A 15,683-nucleotide genomic window follows, 5' to 3' on the forward strand; every position below is an offset into this window, starting at 1 on the left:
AATGGCCGGAACAGGCTGACATCGCCTGCCCGTTCCGGCCACAGGGATCAGATACCGCCGCTGACCAGCCCGTCAATATGGACCTGAGGGACACCCTGAGAGCACAATTCGATGCGCCCGCGGACTCCATAGACTTCAGCCAGGCTCTGCGGGGTGATCACTTCGGAAGGTGCGCCACTGGCCACAATACGTCCGGCTTTCATCATCACCACGTGATCACTGTGGCGCAGAGCGATATTAATATCGTGCAATACCACCACCGTGACCATATCACGGACCCGGGTTTCACGGGACACCAGGCTCATCACGTGATACTGATAGTTTAAATCCAGCGCGCTGAGAGGTTCATCGAGTAATAGTAATGAAGGGTTACGCACCAGCGACTGAGCCAGTCCGACCATTTGCTTTTGTCCGCCCGATAATTCATCCATATACCTCAGCGCCAGCGACCCAATACCCACCTCTTCCAGTAGCTGCATGATCCGCTCAGGCGTAAAAGCAGCACCGTGCTGGCCGGTCGCCCGGGCCGCCACCAGAATAGACTCCAGTACCTGCAAGTGGACTCCGGAAGGCAGGCTTTGCGGCAGATAAACCACTTTGTCGCCACGGTCTGCCAACGTCATCTGATTAAGATTCTGGTCATCCAGCCAGATCTCACCCTGTGCCCGGTTCAGCCCGGCCAGGGCACGTAATAACGTGGATTTGCCGCAACCATTCGGCCCCAGCAGTACCGTCACTTTCCCCCGGGGGATCTGTTCCAGGGTCATATTGTTAATCACCGGACGACGGCGGTAACCGGTGGTTAGCTGCCGTATATTCAGGGAATCGGTCATAAATTCCCCCGGTGACGCAGAATAATCACGATAAAGAACGGTACTCCGACCAGCGAAGTGATAATACCAATAGGAATGATGACCCCTGGTTCGATATTTTTCGAAACCACAGAAGCCAATGACAGCACCAGAGCACCAATCAGACCACTGGCCGGCAGATAGAACCGGTGATCTTCACCGACCAGCTGCCTTGCGATATGGGGGGCCACCAGCCCGATAAAACCAATCGGTCCGACAAAGGCCACCGCCAGTGCGGATGCCAGGCTGATACGTAACAATGAAGTCATCCTCAGCCGTGCCACATCAATCCCGAAGCTGGCTGCGCGGTCTTCCCCCAGGCGTAATGCGGTCAGTTGCCATGAGCTTCGCATTGCCCACGGCAGCAAAATAACAATGGCAGCCGCCATAATCCCCAGTTTCGGCCAGGAAGCACGACCCAAACTGCCCATCGTCCAGAAGACCAGTGACTGTAATGTATCTTCACTGGCAATAAACTGCATCATGGCGACCAGGGCATTAAAGGTAAACACCAGCGCAATCCCAAATAACACTACCGTAGTACGGGTTGCAGCCGTCCGCCGGCTGACCAGATTCAGAATAAAGGCGGTCAGCATGGCAAAGATAAAAGCATTGCCGGTCACCAGCCACTGACCCGGTATCCAGGGAATACCAATACCCAGTACCAGCGCCAACGCAGCGCCGAATGACGCCGCCGAAGAAACCCCAAGCGTAAACGGGCTGGCTAACGGATTATTCAGGATGGTTTGCATTTCACTACCAGATAATCCAAGAGCAAATCCAATAACCACAGCCATCAGGGTGAAAGGCAGGCGAATGTCCCAGACAATCACCCGTGTCGCATCATCAACCGCTGAGGGTTCAACCAGCGCAGTCAGTAAGGTGGTCAGGTTTAGCCGGGCAGGACCGATAGTAAAATCGAGGATGACACTACAACAAATTGCGATAATCAGCGCCAGAAGCAGTAACACGCGCTTACGGATAATTTTTCGATATTCAGCCCCAACGCCTTCATTCTGGCTGGCAACCGACTCTGTAACAGTACTCATTAATGATACTTCCGCGTTCTGAAAACTGAGGGCATTGTTTGTCAAAGGCACTGGCAGGTGATCTTCTTCTGCGGAAATGTGAAAACAGAACACTCAGAAGATAATGCTTATCCGTCGACAAAATAGAATAATAATCATTACGAATGATACCCTGAAAATATCCGAATTCAACGTTAAACAATTTACACCGTCTAAACAGCGGTAAGAATTTATAAGTCATCCACTGCTTTAACTGTAAATCCGCCAGCCGGCAATATTCTCTTCCGGATATTTACCAGTCGTAACAGATACCATTGTTTCCGGCTACTTTTCTGAAGATTGATTGTATATGATTTCAATTCTCATTATTGTTTAGAAGCAGTTTTACTTTACTGTGAGAAATTCGAGTCCATGGCCTATAAACTATTCAGGAATCCTCATGAAGCACGCTAAACAACGTATTCAGGGAGTGGTGCGCTATATTGCAGCCGCTTTGTGTTTATCCCCTCTGGCGGCCCTGGCGACCACTTATCCGCTCACGGTGAAAGATATGGATAATCAGACCGTTGTGATTAACCATGAACCTCAGCGAATTATCCTGCAGGACGGGCGTGATATTATGGCTCTGGCCCTGCTGGACCGCGATAATCCGTTTGCCCGGGTGGTCACCTGGAACAACCTGATAAAAAAACAAGACAGTCAGGAGTGGGCGTTGCTGCGTAAAACCTGGCCACAGGCAGCGGCTATTCCTGATATGGGGCAGTCGGACCAGGGAAATGTAGATCCTGAAACGGTGATTGCCAGCCACCCTGACCTGCTGATTGCCCAGTTGCGTGCGAAACCCGTGCTGGAACAGACCGGGGTCCTGAAACGTTTTCGCGAACTGCATATCCCTGTACTGTTTCTCGATTACGAACTGCATCCGATTCAGGATACAGTGCCAAGTATTACCCTGTTAGGTAAAGTCCTGAACAAAGAACAGAATGCCAAAGAGTTCACCGATTTCTATCTTTCGCGCCTGAAACAGATTAACGATGTCGTTGACCATCAACAGAAAAAACCGCTGGTGTTTATCGAGCCGATTGCCGGTAACTCCGACAACTGTTGCTTTACTCATGCCGGTAATGGCTGGGGGGGACTGGTGGCGGCAGCCGGTGGGATAAATATCGGTACAGAATTGCTGAAGGGTTCCAGCGGATTTATTAACCCGGAAAAAATTATTGCTATGCGCCCTGACTGGTATCTGATGACCGGCTCAAAACGTGGGGCCCCCGGCAATCCGGTACTGCCGTTTGGCTACAACACCAAAGTTTCAGATATCAAAGCCAGTTTTGATAAGTTGCTGCAACGCACTGCGGTAGCCAATATCCCTGCCGTATCGGAAGGTCATGTCGGTGGCTTGTATCACCACTTCTACAACCATCCGTGGAATATCATTGGCGTTGAAACTCTGGCCCACTGGTTCTACCCAAAACAGTTGCCAAACCTTGATGCGACCGCCGATTATCACTACATCGTGACCCATTTCACTAAGCTGCCCGATGAACCAGATAATCTGAGTTACCGTCCGGCAAAATAAGTCATCCACAGCAGGTGGGGCCCGCCGGGAACTGCCTGCTGTCAGTGACCGGCCCCCTCTCACACCGCGGGTTATTCAGAACAACGAAATGCCCGTAGAAAAGTATCGACTGCCTGCTCTACCCAGCGTTCAACCTGTCCGTCTGTCGGAATCGCCTCCGGATGCGTCAGATATTCATTATAGGATTCGCCCCGCAACAGGCTGACAAACTGGCGGGCAGCCAGATGAGTCCCTGTGCGCTGCAATGCAATATCCCCGGCCTGAACCGCATTCTGCAAATGTTCTTCGACCATTTTAACGATAGTCGCCGGTCCGCTTTGCCAGAAGATATGTCCCAGTGCCGGAAAACGCTGACATTCCCCCATCACAACCCGGTACAGCGCCAGTCCTTTCGGCGAAAAGATAATCCCCAGATAGGCAAGACCCAGTTTTTTCAGGGTACCTTCCAGATCACCACTGGCCGGCAAAATATTGCGTACCGCCTGAGTCATTTTGGCACACTGATGCTCAATAACCGCACTGAACAGTGCTTCTTTACTGGTACGAAACGCATAGACGGTGGCCTTCGATACCCCCGCCCGTTGCTGAATCATATCGGTGGTGGCGGCACTAAAACCATGTTCAAGAAACACGTCTGAAGCAGCCAGTAACACTGTCAGTTGTTTCTCTGTCAGCGGTTTCGCTGTCACGCCTTGATCCTGCATATTCTCTCCCTGACCGGTACTCACCGGTACATCTTTAACATCTCTGTACAAACCGCATTATAACATTATCTTATAGCACCACATAACTTGACAACTTTAGGAATATGCCATTAACTGTACCGGTTAGTACAGCTAATTATCCCCCCTGGTTATCAAAGGTCAGTCTATTTTATGAGTAGTCTTCGTTTTTGCCGTTTTCCGGCACCACTCTCTCTGGCTGTTTGTCTGCTATTGTCTGGTTGTCTGTCGCCTGCCGGAAAAGTGCCGGATGAGAGCACGGTCGGAGCACAAAGCCGTCAGTACTGGAAAGCTTTGGCTTCACAGCTGCCGGCAATGACGACTGCCGATGTTCCCGACCAATGGTGGTCGGTATTTAATGACCCGTTGCTGAACAGACTGGAGCAGAATGCCGGGCAAAATAATCCGGACATACAACTGGCCGCCACCCATGTGGAACAAAGTGCCGCAATGGCGGGTATGGCGGCTTCGGCACTTTACCCGCAGGTCTCGGTGAATGGCAGTGAAACCCGTTCAGCACTGAGTGCCGACTCCCCCTACGCCAGATTAGGTGCACCGGACAGCAGTTATGAGCTGTGGCAATACGGGATGCAGGCCAGCTGGGAAGTCGATTTATGGGGCCATCTGCGCCAACTGCGTAATGCCGCCGCCGAAAATGTGATGGCCAGCCAGTATGGCAAAGATATGGTTCAGGTCTCTGTCAGCAGTGATGTTGCCCGCCAGTATATTTTGCTGCGTGAACTCGATGCACGGCAAAACGTTCTTCAGGAAAACCAGAAGATTGCCGAAGATATGCTGAAAATTGCTGAAAGCCGTCAACGCAACGGTGTGGCGACAATGAATGAACAGGCATCAGCCAGTGCCGATGACCAGCAAATTGACGCAGAACTGATTGCTCTGCAACAGCAAAAAAATCTGTTAATGAATGCGCTGGCCCTGCTCGCGGGTCAGCCACCGCATCAGCTGGATAATCAGCTCAGTAGCGCCCCACTGCCTGCAATGCCGGCCAATATTCCTGCCGGTATACCTTCTGAGCTGGCACAACGCCGACCAGATATACTGCAGGCTGAAGCACAACTGCGGGCAGCAATTGCCGATACCCAGGCCGCCAAAGCCGATTTCTATCCTCGCATTGGTCTGAATGCCGAAGCAGGATTCCAGTCATACAGCTTCTCCGGGCTGGGCGAACCCCATAACCGCTTCTATGGACTGGGCCCGACACTCTATCTGCCCATTTTCCAGGGGGGACGTCTGAAGAGTCAGCTGGCTCTGAGCAAAGCCAGCCAGAAAGAGGCGGCGCTCAACTACCATAAAACGGTATTACAGGCCTGGCATGAAGTGATTAACGCCCTGGATGAATGGAATAGTCAGCAATTGCAATATCCGCGCCTGGTAGCTGCCGAGCAACAGCATCGGATCGCTTTACAGGTGGCTGAACGTTCCTGGCAACAGGGTGCCGGCGAATTTAGTGATGTGCTGATTGCCCGTCGTGGTCTGCTGCAAAGCCAGCTGGCCGTCACTCATTGTGCCGCTGCAGGAGAACTGGCACTGGTTGCCTTATATCGCTCACTCGGCGGTGGCTGGCAGGCTGGTCTGAGCCAGCAGAGGCATCCGTCATGAGTCAGCCCGCCACCACCCCTGCCCCTGGCAGTACGCCAGGGGCAGCGCCTGGCGCGCCACCCGCGTTTGGCCTGCGACTGGCCTGCGGGCTACTGGGAGTACTGCTGGCCGCAATGCTGGCGGGCCTCAGTGACCGGCTGCCCGGGCTGGCACTGGCCGATATCAGTGGCGCCCTGGGTTTCAGCCACGACGGCGCATCATGGCTGAATACCGCCTATGCGGCCGGAGAGCTTTCGGTGATGCCGTTTGCGACCTGGTGCGCGATTACCTTCTCGCTGCGCCGTTTTCATCTGTGGATGCTGGGCACGACCCTGGCACTGGCTGCAGTACTGCCGTTTTTACACGCCCTGCCGGTGATGATTATTGTCCGTGCCATTCAGGGGTTCACTGCCGGGGCGCTGATTCCGCTACTGATGATGTCAGCACTGCGCTTTTTACCCTTGTCAATCCGCCTGCACGGACTGGCGTTATATGCCATGACCGCCACCTTTGCACCCAATATCGCCTTATGGCTGGCCTCACTGGCGGTAGATAAGCTATCTGACTGGCACTGGATTTACTGGATAATGCTCCCGCCAGGTCTCCTGGCCTTTATTCTGGTCGCCTGGGGGATTCCGGTGATGCCACCGGCGCTGGCGCGTATTAAGCAGGGAAACTGGTTTGGTATGGCGTTCGGAATTCCGGGCCTCAGTCTGCTGGCGATTGGCCTGGATCAGGGGGTACGCCTTGACTGGTTCAACTCACCGGTCATCTGTGCGGCTTTTCTTTGCGCCGCAGTATTCTGCAGCATTTTTATCATCAGTGAATGGTTTCACCCCACCCCCTTCATCCGCCTGCAGCTACTGGAACGCCGTAATTTGTGGCTCGGCTTTATACTGTTTATCTGCCTGCTGGTGATCATGAGTACGGCAGTAGTTCTGCCGGCCACCATCCTCGAAGATATTCAGGGATTCCGTCTGCCTCAGGTCGCGGTGATGGGTCTGATGGTCGGTGTGCCACAGTTAGTGATTGGTCCACTGGTCGCCTTGCTGCTGTATCAACCGTGGGTCGATGCGCGTAAAACCTTTGCCCTCGGGTTATTATGTATAGCTCTCTCCTGCTGGCTGAACACCCGAATCACCGACCAGTGGATGACTGCTCAGTTTACCACTTCAGTGCTGTTGCAGATGATTGGTCAGCCGCTGGCCATCATATCCCTGCTGTTTCTGGCCACCAGTGTCGTACAGCCGATGGAAGGTCCGTATGTCTCGGGGATAATCAACACACTGCGTGCCGCCGGCACCGTGTTTGGCGCAGCGCTGATTGAACAAATCAGTTACCTGCGCGGCAGTTTTCACAGTGAAATGCTGTTAAACAACCTCGGCAGTCGCTGGCCGGAAGTCTCCTCTTCAGTGAGTACCGGACAGGTGGCTGAATGGGTCAGTCAGCAGTCCGCATTGCTGTCCACCGCTGACATTTATTACATCTTTACCTTTGTCACCCTGCTGTTAATTCCGGGGGTGCTATGCCTGAAATATATTCCGGCCCCGCGTTTGCCGGCCAGTACACCGCCTGCGCCAGCTTCTCCGTCAACGACAGCCAGTAATGGATAATACAACCCGCTATGAGTAAATCATCACGTTTTAAAATCACCGCCATCGTAGTTGCCGTACTGGTGGTTATTGTCGCCCTCTGGCTAATGAACCGGCCGGAATCTGACGCGTCATCGCAAACCACCGATGATGCCTACATCCAGGCAGATCTCACCTCGATTGCCCCACGGATTTCCGGGGTCATCAGTCAGGTGCTGGTCAGAGACAACCAGTCGGTGAGTGCCGGGCAGCTGTTATTTACACTGGACTCTCGTGACTATCAGATTGCGCTGCAACGGGCCGATGCCGGAATACGCAGTGCTCAGGCTACACTGGATTCACTAAAAGCACAGATCGAACGCCAGGGAAGTGAACAGCAACAGGCACAGGCAACTATCGATGCCAGCCAGGCCGATTTACAGTTAGCCGCAGAGAACCGTCAGCGCTTTAGTAACCTGGCCCGTGACGGCTCAGGCACCCGTCAGGCTCAACAAGCCGCTGAGGCTACCTGGAAAACTGCCCGTGCCACCTTAATGAAAAACAACGCCGCGTTACAGGCCATTAAAGATCAGACTCAGGTGTTGCGTGCCGATCAGGAAAAAGCTGCTGCTGACTTACAGCAGGCGAACGTCGCTCATGCCGATGCTCTGCTGAACCTCTCTTATTGCCAGGTGAAAGCACCAGAGGACGGGATTGTCGCACAGCGTGTGGTGCGTACCGGCGGTTACGCGCATACCGGCGAACAGCAGCTAACGCTGGTACCGTTAAATCGCCTGTATATCAATGCTAACTACCGCGAAACCCAGCTGGCGAATGTTCGTCCCGGACAGTCGGTCACGTTCCATGTAGACGCACTGCCGGGAGTCACCTTTACCGGTAAGGTCGAGAGTTTGTCACCGGCCAGTAACGTGAGTTTTTCTCCGCTCCCGGCACATAATGCTTCAGGGAATTTTACCAAAATAGTGCAACGTATCACGGTACGTATCGTTCCTGATGCCGGACAGAAAAACCTTGATCGTCTGAAAGTGGGTATGTCAGCAGAACCGACTATCCATACCGATAACCCTTAATCTTTGACTCAGGAGCCGGTGATGCAAGCAGGTTACCAGATTACCTTTTTCACCCAGCAGGAACGGGTACATAAACAGCAGCCAGTGGCCCAATGGCTAATGGCAACCGCCCGCCAGATGGGGCTTCGCGGTGCGACACTGACCGGCGGCATTGAAGGGTTTGGTCATGACGGACTCGATCACTGTATCACCCTGTTTGATGTCTCTGCTCAACCCGTCCAGGTGATCCTGGTCGTGACTGAACCTCAGGCTGATCAGCTGTTTGCCCTGCTGGCGGCCGAGGAAATTGAGGTGTTCTATACCAAAACAGCAGTCTCATTCGGCGTCAGTGGTGACAGCAGCCGCTGATTCCTTTGCGGTCAGGGGCGACCCGTACGATACTGCTGTGCGACGGTATCATGCCCGGCAGTTAATCTGCACACGACCATTCCCCGCCTGGGAGTGGCCGCCGGATTAACCACGATGTTCTGCAATCAGCAAAGCTTCAGTATCTGGCTCCAGTGCCCTGAAAATATGGGGTAAATCGCCCGGGTAACACAGATAGTCGCCCGGATTTAGCTCAACCGGGCTGTCTGCCAGCCCCACCAGCGCCCGTCCACGGACTAAAATAATATGCTCGACTGAACCGGGCAGATGAGGCTCAGACAGACGATCACTGCCTGGCTGAACATGCAACGAATAAACATCCCGCCGCGCCCCCGGCGGGCAGTTAGCCAGCAAAATCGCCTGATAGTTTGCCTGGCCTGAATTTACGGCCAAACCTTCTCCCTTGCGTAACAGACGCACTGTGCTCTGTTCCTCTTCCAGTAATCTGGCAAACGGCATATCCAAAGCCATACACAGCGACCAGAGGGTTTCCAGGCTCGGGTTTCCGCTACCGGACTCCAGCTGTGACAGGGTGGACTTGGCAATACCGGCACGACGTGCCACTTCAGCCAGAGAAAGCCCTGAACGTTGCCGTTCCCGGGAGAGACTACGGGCGATAACCGAGATAGGCGGATTCATAATTCCCCGAACGTTCGTCATAACGAACGAAATGTTCTTCTTGTAAAACACCGCACAGGTGTTCATTATATCGTACCAGCGTTCATTTTAACGGACTTACTATGGATAAACCACACTATTCCGCTCTCCCTCCGGATGTTATCAAAGCTATCTTACTGGTCTCTTTGGCGGATGGCATTGTCGCTCTCTCTTATGGCTCACTGGCCGGTAGCCTGGGTTTTCCACTCTGGGTCCCGTTAGCGTTGTCTCTGTTGGTGATGGCCGGAGCTTCAGAATTTATCTTTATCGGCATGGTCGCCGGTGGGGGAAGCCCACTGGCCGCCGCTGCCGCCGGGTTACTGGTTAATGCCCGGCACATCCCGTTTGGGATGGCCGTGCGCGATCTGGTAGGCCGTGGCCGACGTAGTATTGTCGGCAGCCATATTATGAATGATGAAAGTGTCATGTTTGGGCTGTCACAACCCGACAGGGTGCAGCAGCGGGCCGCATTCTGGCTGTGTGGTCTGGGTATTGCCATCTGCTGGCCCGGGGGCGTATTAGCCGGATTACTGATTGGTCGCCATCTGCCAGACCCTGGGGTGATTGGGCTCGATGCCGTTTTCCCGGCGATTATGCTTGCCCTGGTGATTCCGGCTCTGAAGAAAAGAAATACCCGTCACCGTGCCGGGGCGGGAGCGTTACTGGCACTACTGACAGTGCCGTGGTTGCCGGTCGGCTTACCGGTACTCCTGTCACTGGCCGGAGTCACACTCAGGGGGAAAAAACATGACCAGTAATCCACTGTTAATCACCGGTATTGCTCTGCTGGCAGCAGGCACCTTTCTGATGCGTTTTGTCAGCAGCCGACTGGGTCACCGGATAGCACTGCCGGATGAATGGCAGCAACGTCTGTCCGACGCCGCCACCACCTTGTTACTGGCCGTGGCGTTAATTGCGACCTTTTACCAGGGCGACCACTTTGCCGGTTTTGCTCGGCTGTGCGGGGTTGGCGTTGCCGTGTTACTGACATTGCGTAAACTACCGCTGATTGTAGTCATTGTCGCCTCCGCAGCAATCACGGCCGTCTTACGGTACTGCGGAGTACATTAACCTCTCACGGAACAGCCGTCATGCCGCCACTGCCAGCCGCAGCAGTGGCATGACGGCAGCGACTGTTAGTGACGTAGTCTGGATTTCAGCCCTTCCAGCATCACGGCGGCGATAATAATGACGCCTTTCACCACTTGCTGATTATAGCCGGAAATATTCATCAGGTTCATAAGGTTAGAAATAATACTCAGGATCATCACCCCAATGATGGTGTTCAGAACATTCCCCCGCCCACCCGCCAGACTGGCACCACCGACGACTACCGCGGCGATAACATCCAGTTCAAAACCGACCGATAATACCGGAGATCCTACCCCGGTGCGGGTCGAGGCCATGAGTCCCGCCAGTCCACAGGCAAAACCACTGACCGCATAAACAGCAAACTTATACCAACCCACCCGGATACCCGCAAAACGGGTTGCCGTTTCATTTGAGCCAATGGAGATCACCAGCCGGCCAAACACCGTGTATTTGTAAACCAGATAAGCCACGACAGCGAACAGCAGCAGAATATAAACCGGCAGCGGGATCCCGAACAGGTAACCGGTACCGAAATCCACCAGTGCCATATCGTCGATAAACACTGGCTGCCCCTTGGCGATGATCAGGGCTAACCCGCGGGCAATGGTCATCATCGCCAGGGTGGCAATAAAAGGCGCGATATTAAACAGCGTCACCAGCGTACCCGCTCCGGCCCCGATAATAGCCGCGGCAAACAGACTGGCGAACACTGCCGGCCAGAGACCAATCTCTGGGATCAGAATCGCAACCAGTACGGAAATAAATGCCATCACTGACCCGACCGACAGATCAATACCTCCGGTCAGGATAACAAATAGCATGCCTAACGCAGCCAGCCCGAGAGGTACACTCTGGCGTAATACGTTGGTAATATTATCGCCACTGTAGAATTTATCAGACAGGAAACCGGCAACCACCAGCATCAGAATAAAGACGATCAGTGTTGAGTTATTCAGTAAAAAAGTGACCACTTTACCGGATGAGGTTGCTGCCGGTTGCGATGTTTTAACCTGTTCCATAATGTTCCTCATTCAGCCAGTGCACGTTTAGGAATGGCATGCTTCATAATATTTTCTTCAGTAATGTGTTCACCCTGAAGTTCACAGGTAATACTGCCTTCACTCATGACATAGACCCGGTGAGAAAGATTGATCACTTCGATCATCTCGGAGGAGATCAATAAGATCGCAAAACCACGACGCGCCAGTTCATGGATCACATTATAAATTTCCACTTTGGCCCCGACGTCGACACCGCGGGTAGGTTCATCGAGGATCAGAAAATCGCATTCCGTATTCAGCCACTTTGCAATCACCACTTTTTGCTGATTACCACCGCTCAGACTGGAGACCGGATGTTCGGTCGAACCCATACGGATTTTTAATTTCTTCTGATAATCACTGGCCAGAGCCCGGTCGCGGGAATGGCTGATCAGTCCCCAGCCAACACAGGCCCTTTTAATGCGCGATAGCGAAATATTTTCACGAATACTTTGTGGCAGTATCGCCCCCTGATGCTTTCTGTCTTCCGGCACCAGGCCAATACCATGCCGGACTGCATCCGCCGGATGGCGGGAAGTAATTTTGCGGCCATTCTTGAAAACAGTCCCGCTGCTTATTGGGTCAATACCGAACAGACAGCGTGCGATTTCACTGCGCCCGGCCCCCACCAGGCCCGCCAGACCGACAATTTCGCCCTTACGCACCTGCAAATCGATATTGTTTAGCAAACTGCGGGTATTCAGATTTTCTACCCGCAGAATTTCTTCCTGCTGAGGAATATTTTTTTCCGGATAGAGATTTTCAAATTTTCTGCCCACCATCGCCGAAATAATGTCATCTTCGGTACAGGTATGCGGATCAAGTTCCCCGACTGATTCGCCATCTTTAATCACGCTGATAGCATCGGCAATTCTGAATATTTCTTCCAGACAGTGAGATATATAAAGGATCGTCACCCCCTGTCCCTTCAGTAATTTAAGCTGGCTGAACAGAATATCGATCTCACGTTCGGATAAAACAGCCGTCGGCTCGTCCAGAATTAAAATCTTCACATCACGGGCCAGCGATTTCGCAATTTCAACCATCTGCTGGTAGGCGACACTGAGATCACCTACTTTCTGTCCCGGCGCAATATCAAATCCCAGACGGCTTAATACCCGACCGGCCTGCTTATTTAACTCACTCCAGTGAACAATACCTTTTCCGCGGCCTAAACTGTCGAGATAAATATTTTCCGCCACGGTTAAATCAGGTGCCAGTGCCAGCTCCTGGTAAATAATGCCGATACCATTTTCACGGCTCTGTGCCGGTGAGGTAAAATGCAGTTCTTCGCCGTTAATTTTTAATATTCCGTCATCCTTTATATAAATACCCGACAGAATTTTCATTAATGTTGATTTACCGGCACCATTTTCACCGACAATCGCGTGTATATCACCATGCTTCACCTTTAATGAAACATCTTTCAGAGCATGAATTCCGCCAAAGCGTTTTTTGACATGCTCAATTACAATCGCGTAGTTTTCCATTGGCAGGCCCTCTGCAACCAGCCTCTCCCCTGATGACAAGGGAGAGGCTGTTATCAGAAAATCGAATCTTTTTTATAATATTTATCCACATTATCCTTGGTGATCAGAATAGACGGGATATAGACATAGTCAGGGAAGTCTTTCTGCCCGGCCTGATATTTCTTAATAACATCCAGTGCCGTATTGGTCAGTAAATCAGGGTTATTCGAGGCAGTCGCCTGTAAATCTCCGCGTTTAATAGCTTCCAGACCTTTTTTATAACCATCGTGGGAGAATACGCTGACATTTTGCAGTTTATTCGCCGCACGCAGAGAAAGGATCGCTCCTAAGGCCATATCGTCCATTTCACTGTACACACAGTTAATTTTATCGCCCTGAGCAACAATCATATCCTCCATGGCTTTCAGACCCCCTTGCTGGTCCCAGTTCCCCCAGCCCTGGCTAAGGATCGTCAGTTGAGTATGGTTATATTTACGCAACTGGGCTTCGAGGACACCACGCATAAAGTTATCCCGGCGCGCTTCTCCCACCAGATTTCCCTGATTACCACTGATTAAAACGCAGTTAAGCGGTTTGTCACCGAATTTGTCGACCGCATATTCACCAATCAAAATATTGTTTTTTACGTTGTTTGCCTGCACACGGGTAATCACCGGCGCATCCAGGGAAATATCACTGTCCAGTACCACGACGGGGACATTTTTCTGTTTGGCCATTTGTGTAATCCGCAAACCGGCTTCAGGATCCTGCGGGTTCAGAATTAAATAGTTGATCCCCTGAGAAAGCATATCTTCCACATCAGAGATTTGCTTATTCAGGTCACCACGTGCATCCGTAGTAATTAATTCATAACCGTGCTCTTTGGCATGAATTTTCATATATTCGGTCAGGCCGTTAAAAAAGGCACCATTCAGCGTTCGGTTAGCAAAACCGACTTTAATAGTATCCGCCGCATAAACGGCTGACGAAACAGAAGCCATAACCAGTGCCATACTACAAACCAGCGTTTTTATTTTCATCATGCTTTCCTATACGTAGGGACAGAGCAGCCAGAGTTTCCTTAAACAGAGGACGCTACCGGCATCGGTTACACCCTTCCCCCGGGATGCCCGGGGGAAGGGTTAAGCTAATATTTTTCGGACCTCCAGTTGCTGCTGATACATCAGCCGGAACGCTTTCAGACGTTTTTGCAGGTACTCCCAGTGGTCTGCCTGTGGTTGGAAACGTTGTTTTTCCGCCGGTTTGACGCACACCTGTGCTTCATCACCGCCATCGGCAAGCCAGGCTAGCCTGGCTGCGCCTAATGCACCGCCGGCTTCGCTGCCTTCATGGGTAATCATCGGCAGATTAAGGACATCCGCGATTAACTGAGACCATTCAGCACTGCGGGCCCCGCCTCCTACCAGAGAACATTCACTGAGTTCGGTCCCCGCTTCATTCAGCACCCGCAGACCATCGGCCAGGCCGAAGGTAATACCTTCAATCACCGCATAACCGAGATGAGCGCGGGTAACGTCATGTGTCAGATAATGAAAAGAACCGCTCGCCTGAGGATCATTATGCGGAGTGCGTTCGCCAGACAGGTACGGCAGGAAGATCGGCGCATTGCGTCGTTGATCCAGCGTCAGACTGCCAACTTCTGCCATCAGAGTCGCTTCATCACAGCCAAGGATCTGACAGACCCAGCGCAGTGCACTGGCCGCACTTAACATCACACTCATCTGGTGCCAGCGTTGGGGTAAAGCATGACAGAAAGCATGTACTGCCGATTGAGGGTTTGGCCGGTAGCACTCATTAACGGTAAACAATACTCCGGAGGTTCCCAGCGAAATAAAAGCATCTCCCGGCCTGACGGCGCCGATCCCCACCGCACTGGCCGCATTGTCACCGCCACCACCCGCCACCACCAGCCCGGCGGGCAACTGCCATTCGGCGGCGATCTCCGGGGTCAGACGCCCGCCTGCCGCAGAGCCTTCCACTAACGCCGGCATCATTTCCCGGCTCAGATCGCAAGCCTGTAACAGTTCATCTGACCAGTCACGTTTCGCCACATCCAGCCATAACGTGCCGGCAGAATCAGACATATCGCTGATGAATTCACCGGTCATCCGCCAGCGCAGATAATCTTTCGGCAGCAAAACATGCGCGATCCGTGCAAAAATATCCGGTTCATGACGGGCAACCCAGAGCAATTTTGGCGCGGTAAACCCGGGCATCGCCAGGTTACCGGCGATACGATGCAGAGAAGGTGCTTTTGCCGTCAGTTGCTGGCATTGCTCCGCACTTCGCGTGTCGTTCCATAAAATACAGGGGCGTAAAACTTCGCCCTGTTTATCCAGTAACACTGCACCGTGCATCTGACCGGATAAACCAATGGCTTTAATCGACGCCCAATGTTCCGCAGCTTTTTCGCGTAACTGACCCATCGCACGCTGTAATGCCTGCCACCAACTTTGCGGGTCCTGTTCTGACCAGTGAGGATGCGGCCGTTGAAGGGTTAATTCCGCACCGGCAAAGGCCACAATTTTCCCCTGCTCATCAATGACCAGGGTTTTTATTTCGGATGTTCCGACATCAATCCCAAGATACACAGTGCC

15 protein-coding genes are annotated in these 15,683 nt (G+C 52.6%); 7 read left to right on the top strand and 8 right to left on the bottom strand.

Annotation, left to right across the window (positions count from 1 at the left end; genetic code table 11):
• Positions 1 to 47: 47 nt before the first annotated feature.
• Together B3Z23_RS02550 and B3Z23_RS02555 are read right to left on the bottom strand one after the other, a co-directional pair.
• Positions 48 to 833: an ABC transporter ATP-binding protein gene (locus tag B3Z23_RS02550; protein WP_294901184.1), complete on the bottom strand. Its 786-nt coding sequence runs from the start codon at positions 831 to 833 to the stop codon at positions 48 to 50.
• A complete protein-coding gene (locus B3Z23_RS02555; RefSeq protein WP_294901188.1) occupies positions 830 to 1,900 on the bottom strand; it encodes a FecCD family ABC transporter permease in 1,071 nt (356 codons plus the stop codon). Before B3Z23_RS02555 ends, B3Z23_RS02550 begins: the two co-directional genes overlap by 4 nt.
• A gap of 418 nt (positions 1,901 to 2,318) precedes the next feature.
• Here B3Z23_RS02555 and B3Z23_RS02560 point away from each other — a divergent pair, with 418 nt between their 5' ends.
• A complete protein-coding gene (locus B3Z23_RS02560) occupies positions 2,319 to 3,458 on the top strand; it encodes an ABC transporter substrate-binding protein (RefSeq protein WP_294901191.1) in 1,140 nt (379 codons plus the stop codon).
• A gap of 71 nt (positions 3,459 to 3,529) precedes the next feature.
• On the opposite strand, the gene B3Z23_RS02565 is transcribed toward B3Z23_RS02560, so the two are convergent.
• A complete protein-coding gene (locus B3Z23_RS02565; RefSeq protein ID WP_294901194.1) occupies positions 3,530 to 4,162 on the bottom strand; it encodes a TetR/AcrR family transcriptional regulator in 633 nt (210 codons plus the stop codon).
• 171 nt (positions 4,163 to 4,333) lie between these two features.
• On the opposite strand from B3Z23_RS02565, the gene B3Z23_RS02570 reads away from it, so the two are divergent.
• The 4 genes from B3Z23_RS02570 to B3Z23_RS02585 are packed head-to-tail and all read left to right on the top strand — an operon-like array spanning position 4,334 to position 8,789.
• Complete coding sequence (locus B3Z23_RS02570; protein ID WP_294901197.1) at positions 4,334 to 5,800, top strand: efflux transporter outer membrane subunit; 1,467 nt, start codon at positions 4,334 to 4,336, stop codon at positions 5,798 to 5,800.
• Positions 5,797 to 7,392: an MFS transporter gene (locus tag B3Z23_RS02575; protein WP_294901200.1), complete on the top strand. Its 1,596-nt coding sequence runs from the start codon at positions 5,797 to 5,799 to the stop codon at positions 7,390 to 7,392. The genes B3Z23_RS02570 and B3Z23_RS02575 overlap by 4 nt, the downstream gene beginning before the upstream one ends.
• 11 nt (positions 7,393 to 7,403) lie before the next feature.
• Complete coding sequence (locus B3Z23_RS02580; protein ID WP_294901202.1) at positions 7,404 to 8,441, top strand: HlyD family secretion protein; 1,038 nt, start codon at positions 7,404 to 7,406, stop codon at positions 8,439 to 8,441.
• A gap of 21 nt (positions 8,442 to 8,462) precedes the next feature.
• Entirely contained in the window at positions 8,463 to 8,789 is a 327-nt protein-coding gene (locus B3Z23_RS02585) for a DUF190 domain-containing protein (protein WP_294901204.1), read from the top strand.
• Positions 8,790 to 8,894: 105 nt separating this feature from the next.
• Here B3Z23_RS02585 and B3Z23_RS02590 read toward each other — a convergent pair whose 3' ends face one another.
• Positions 8,895 to 9,446: a helix-turn-helix domain-containing protein gene (locus tag B3Z23_RS02590; protein WP_294901206.1), complete on the bottom strand. Its 552-nt coding sequence runs from the start codon at positions 9,444 to 9,446 to the stop codon at positions 8,895 to 8,897.
• Between the two features lie 101 nt (positions 9,447 to 9,547).
• Between B3Z23_RS02590 and B3Z23_RS02595 the strand changes: the two genes are divergently transcribed.
• Positions 9,548 to 10,222, top strand: coding sequence for an AzlC family ABC transporter permease (locus B3Z23_RS02595; RefSeq protein WP_294901208.1), 675 nt, complete (start codon positions 9,548 to 9,550; stop codon positions 10,220 to 10,222).
• The gene (locus B3Z23_RS02600; RefSeq protein WP_294901210.1) at positions 10,212 to 10,535 is read left to right on the top strand and encodes an AzlD domain-containing protein; all 324 of its coding nucleotides are present in this window, start codon (positions 10,212 to 10,214) and stop codon (positions 10,533 to 10,535) included. The genes B3Z23_RS02595 and B3Z23_RS02600 overlap by 11 nt, the downstream gene beginning before the upstream one ends.
• A gap of 65 nt (positions 10,536 to 10,600) precedes the next feature.
• Here the strand turns inward: B3Z23_RS02600 and B3Z23_RS02605 are convergent, their stop codons facing one another.
• From B3Z23_RS02605 to xylB, 4 genes are all read right to left on the bottom strand, one after another.
• Positions 10,601 to 11,575, bottom strand: coding sequence for an ABC transporter permease (locus B3Z23_RS02605; RefSeq protein WP_414716450.1), 975 nt, complete (start codon positions 11,573 to 11,575; stop codon positions 10,601 to 10,603).
• A gap of 8 nt (positions 11,576 to 11,583) precedes the next feature.
• Entirely contained in the window at positions 11,584 to 13,086 is a 1,503-nt protein-coding gene (locus tag B3Z23_RS02610; protein WP_294901214.1) for a sugar ABC transporter ATP-binding protein, read from the bottom strand.
• 53 nt (positions 13,087 to 13,139) lie between these two features.
• Positions 13,140 to 14,078 carry a substrate-binding domain-containing protein gene (locus B3Z23_RS02615; protein WP_414716452.1) on the bottom strand — a complete coding sequence of 313 codons (939 nt, stop codon included), beginning with the start codon at positions 14,076 to 14,078 and terminating at the stop codon, positions 13,140 to 13,142.
• Between the two features lie 129 nt (positions 14,079 to 14,207).
• Positions 14,208 to 15,677, bottom strand: a complete 1,470-nt coding sequence (gene xylB, locus B3Z23_RS02620; protein ID WP_294901216.1) for a xylulokinase — start codon at positions 15,675 to 15,677, stop codon at positions 14,208 to 14,210.
• Between the last annotated feature and the right edge of the window lie 6 nt (positions 15,678 to 15,683).

It is taken from the genome of Tatumella sp. UBA2305 (assembly GCF_002345795.1).
GTDB lineage: Bacteria > Pseudomonadota > Gammaproteobacteria > Enterobacterales > Enterobacteriaceae > Tatumella > Tatumella morbirosei.

What these genes read in the sequence shown, in the direction of transcription:
- B3Z23_RS02590 (WP_294901206.1), bottom strand. Translation starts at nt 9,446, where the DNA reads ATGAATCCGCCTATCTCGGTTATCGCCCGTAGTCTCTCCCGGGAACGG.
- B3Z23_RS02560 (WP_294901191.1), top strand. Translation starts at nt 2,319, where the DNA reads ATGAAGCACGCTAAACAACGTATTCAGGGAGTGGTGCGCTATATTGCA.
- B3Z23_RS02565 (WP_294901194.1), bottom strand. Translation starts at nt 4,162, where the DNA reads ATGCAGGATCAAGGCGTGACAGCGAAACCGCTGACAGAGAAACAACTG.
- B3Z23_RS02585 (WP_294901204.1), top strand. Translation starts at nt 8,463, where the DNA reads ATGCAAGCAGGTTACCAGATTACCTTTTTCACCCAGCAGGAACGGGTA.
- B3Z23_RS02550 (WP_294901184.1), bottom strand. Translation starts at nt 833, where the DNA reads ATGACCGATTCCCTGAATATACGGCAGCTAACCACCGGTTACCGCCGT.
- B3Z23_RS02575 (WP_294901200.1), top strand. Translation starts at nt 5,797, where the DNA reads ATGAGTCAGCCCGCCACCACCCCTGCCCCTGGCAGTACGCCAGGGGCA.
- B3Z23_RS02570 (WP_294901197.1), top strand. Translation starts at nt 4,334, where the DNA reads ATGAGTAGTCTTCGTTTTTGCCGTTTTCCGGCACCACTCTCTCTGGCT.
- B3Z23_RS02580 (WP_294901202.1), top strand. Translation starts at nt 7,404, where the DNA reads ATGAGTAAATCATCACGTTTTAAAATCACCGCCATCGTAGTTGCCGTA.
- B3Z23_RS02615 (WP_414716452.1), bottom strand. Translation starts at nt 14,078, where the DNA reads ATGGCACTGGTTATGGCTTCTGTTTCGTCAGCCGTTTATGCGGCGGAT.
- B3Z23_RS02610 (WP_294901214.1), bottom strand. Translation starts at nt 13,086, where the DNA reads ATGGAAAACTACGCGATTGTAATTGAGCATGTCAAAAAACGCTTTGGC.
- B3Z23_RS02595 (WP_294901208.1), top strand. Translation starts at nt 9,548, where the DNA reads ATGGATAAACCACACTATTCCGCTCTCCCTCCGGATGTTATCAAAGCT.
- B3Z23_RS02600 (WP_294901210.1), top strand. Translation starts at nt 10,212, where the DNA reads ATGACCAGTAATCCACTGTTAATCACCGGTATTGCTCTGCTGGCAGCA.
- B3Z23_RS02555 (WP_294901188.1), bottom strand. Translation starts at nt 1,900, where the DNA reads ATGAGTACTGTTACAGAGTCGGTTGCCAGCCAGAATGAAGGCGTTGGG.
- B3Z23_RS02605 (WP_414716450.1), bottom strand. Translation starts at nt 11,575, where the DNA reads ATGGAACAGGTTAAAACATCGCAACCGGCAGCAACCTCATCCGGTAAA.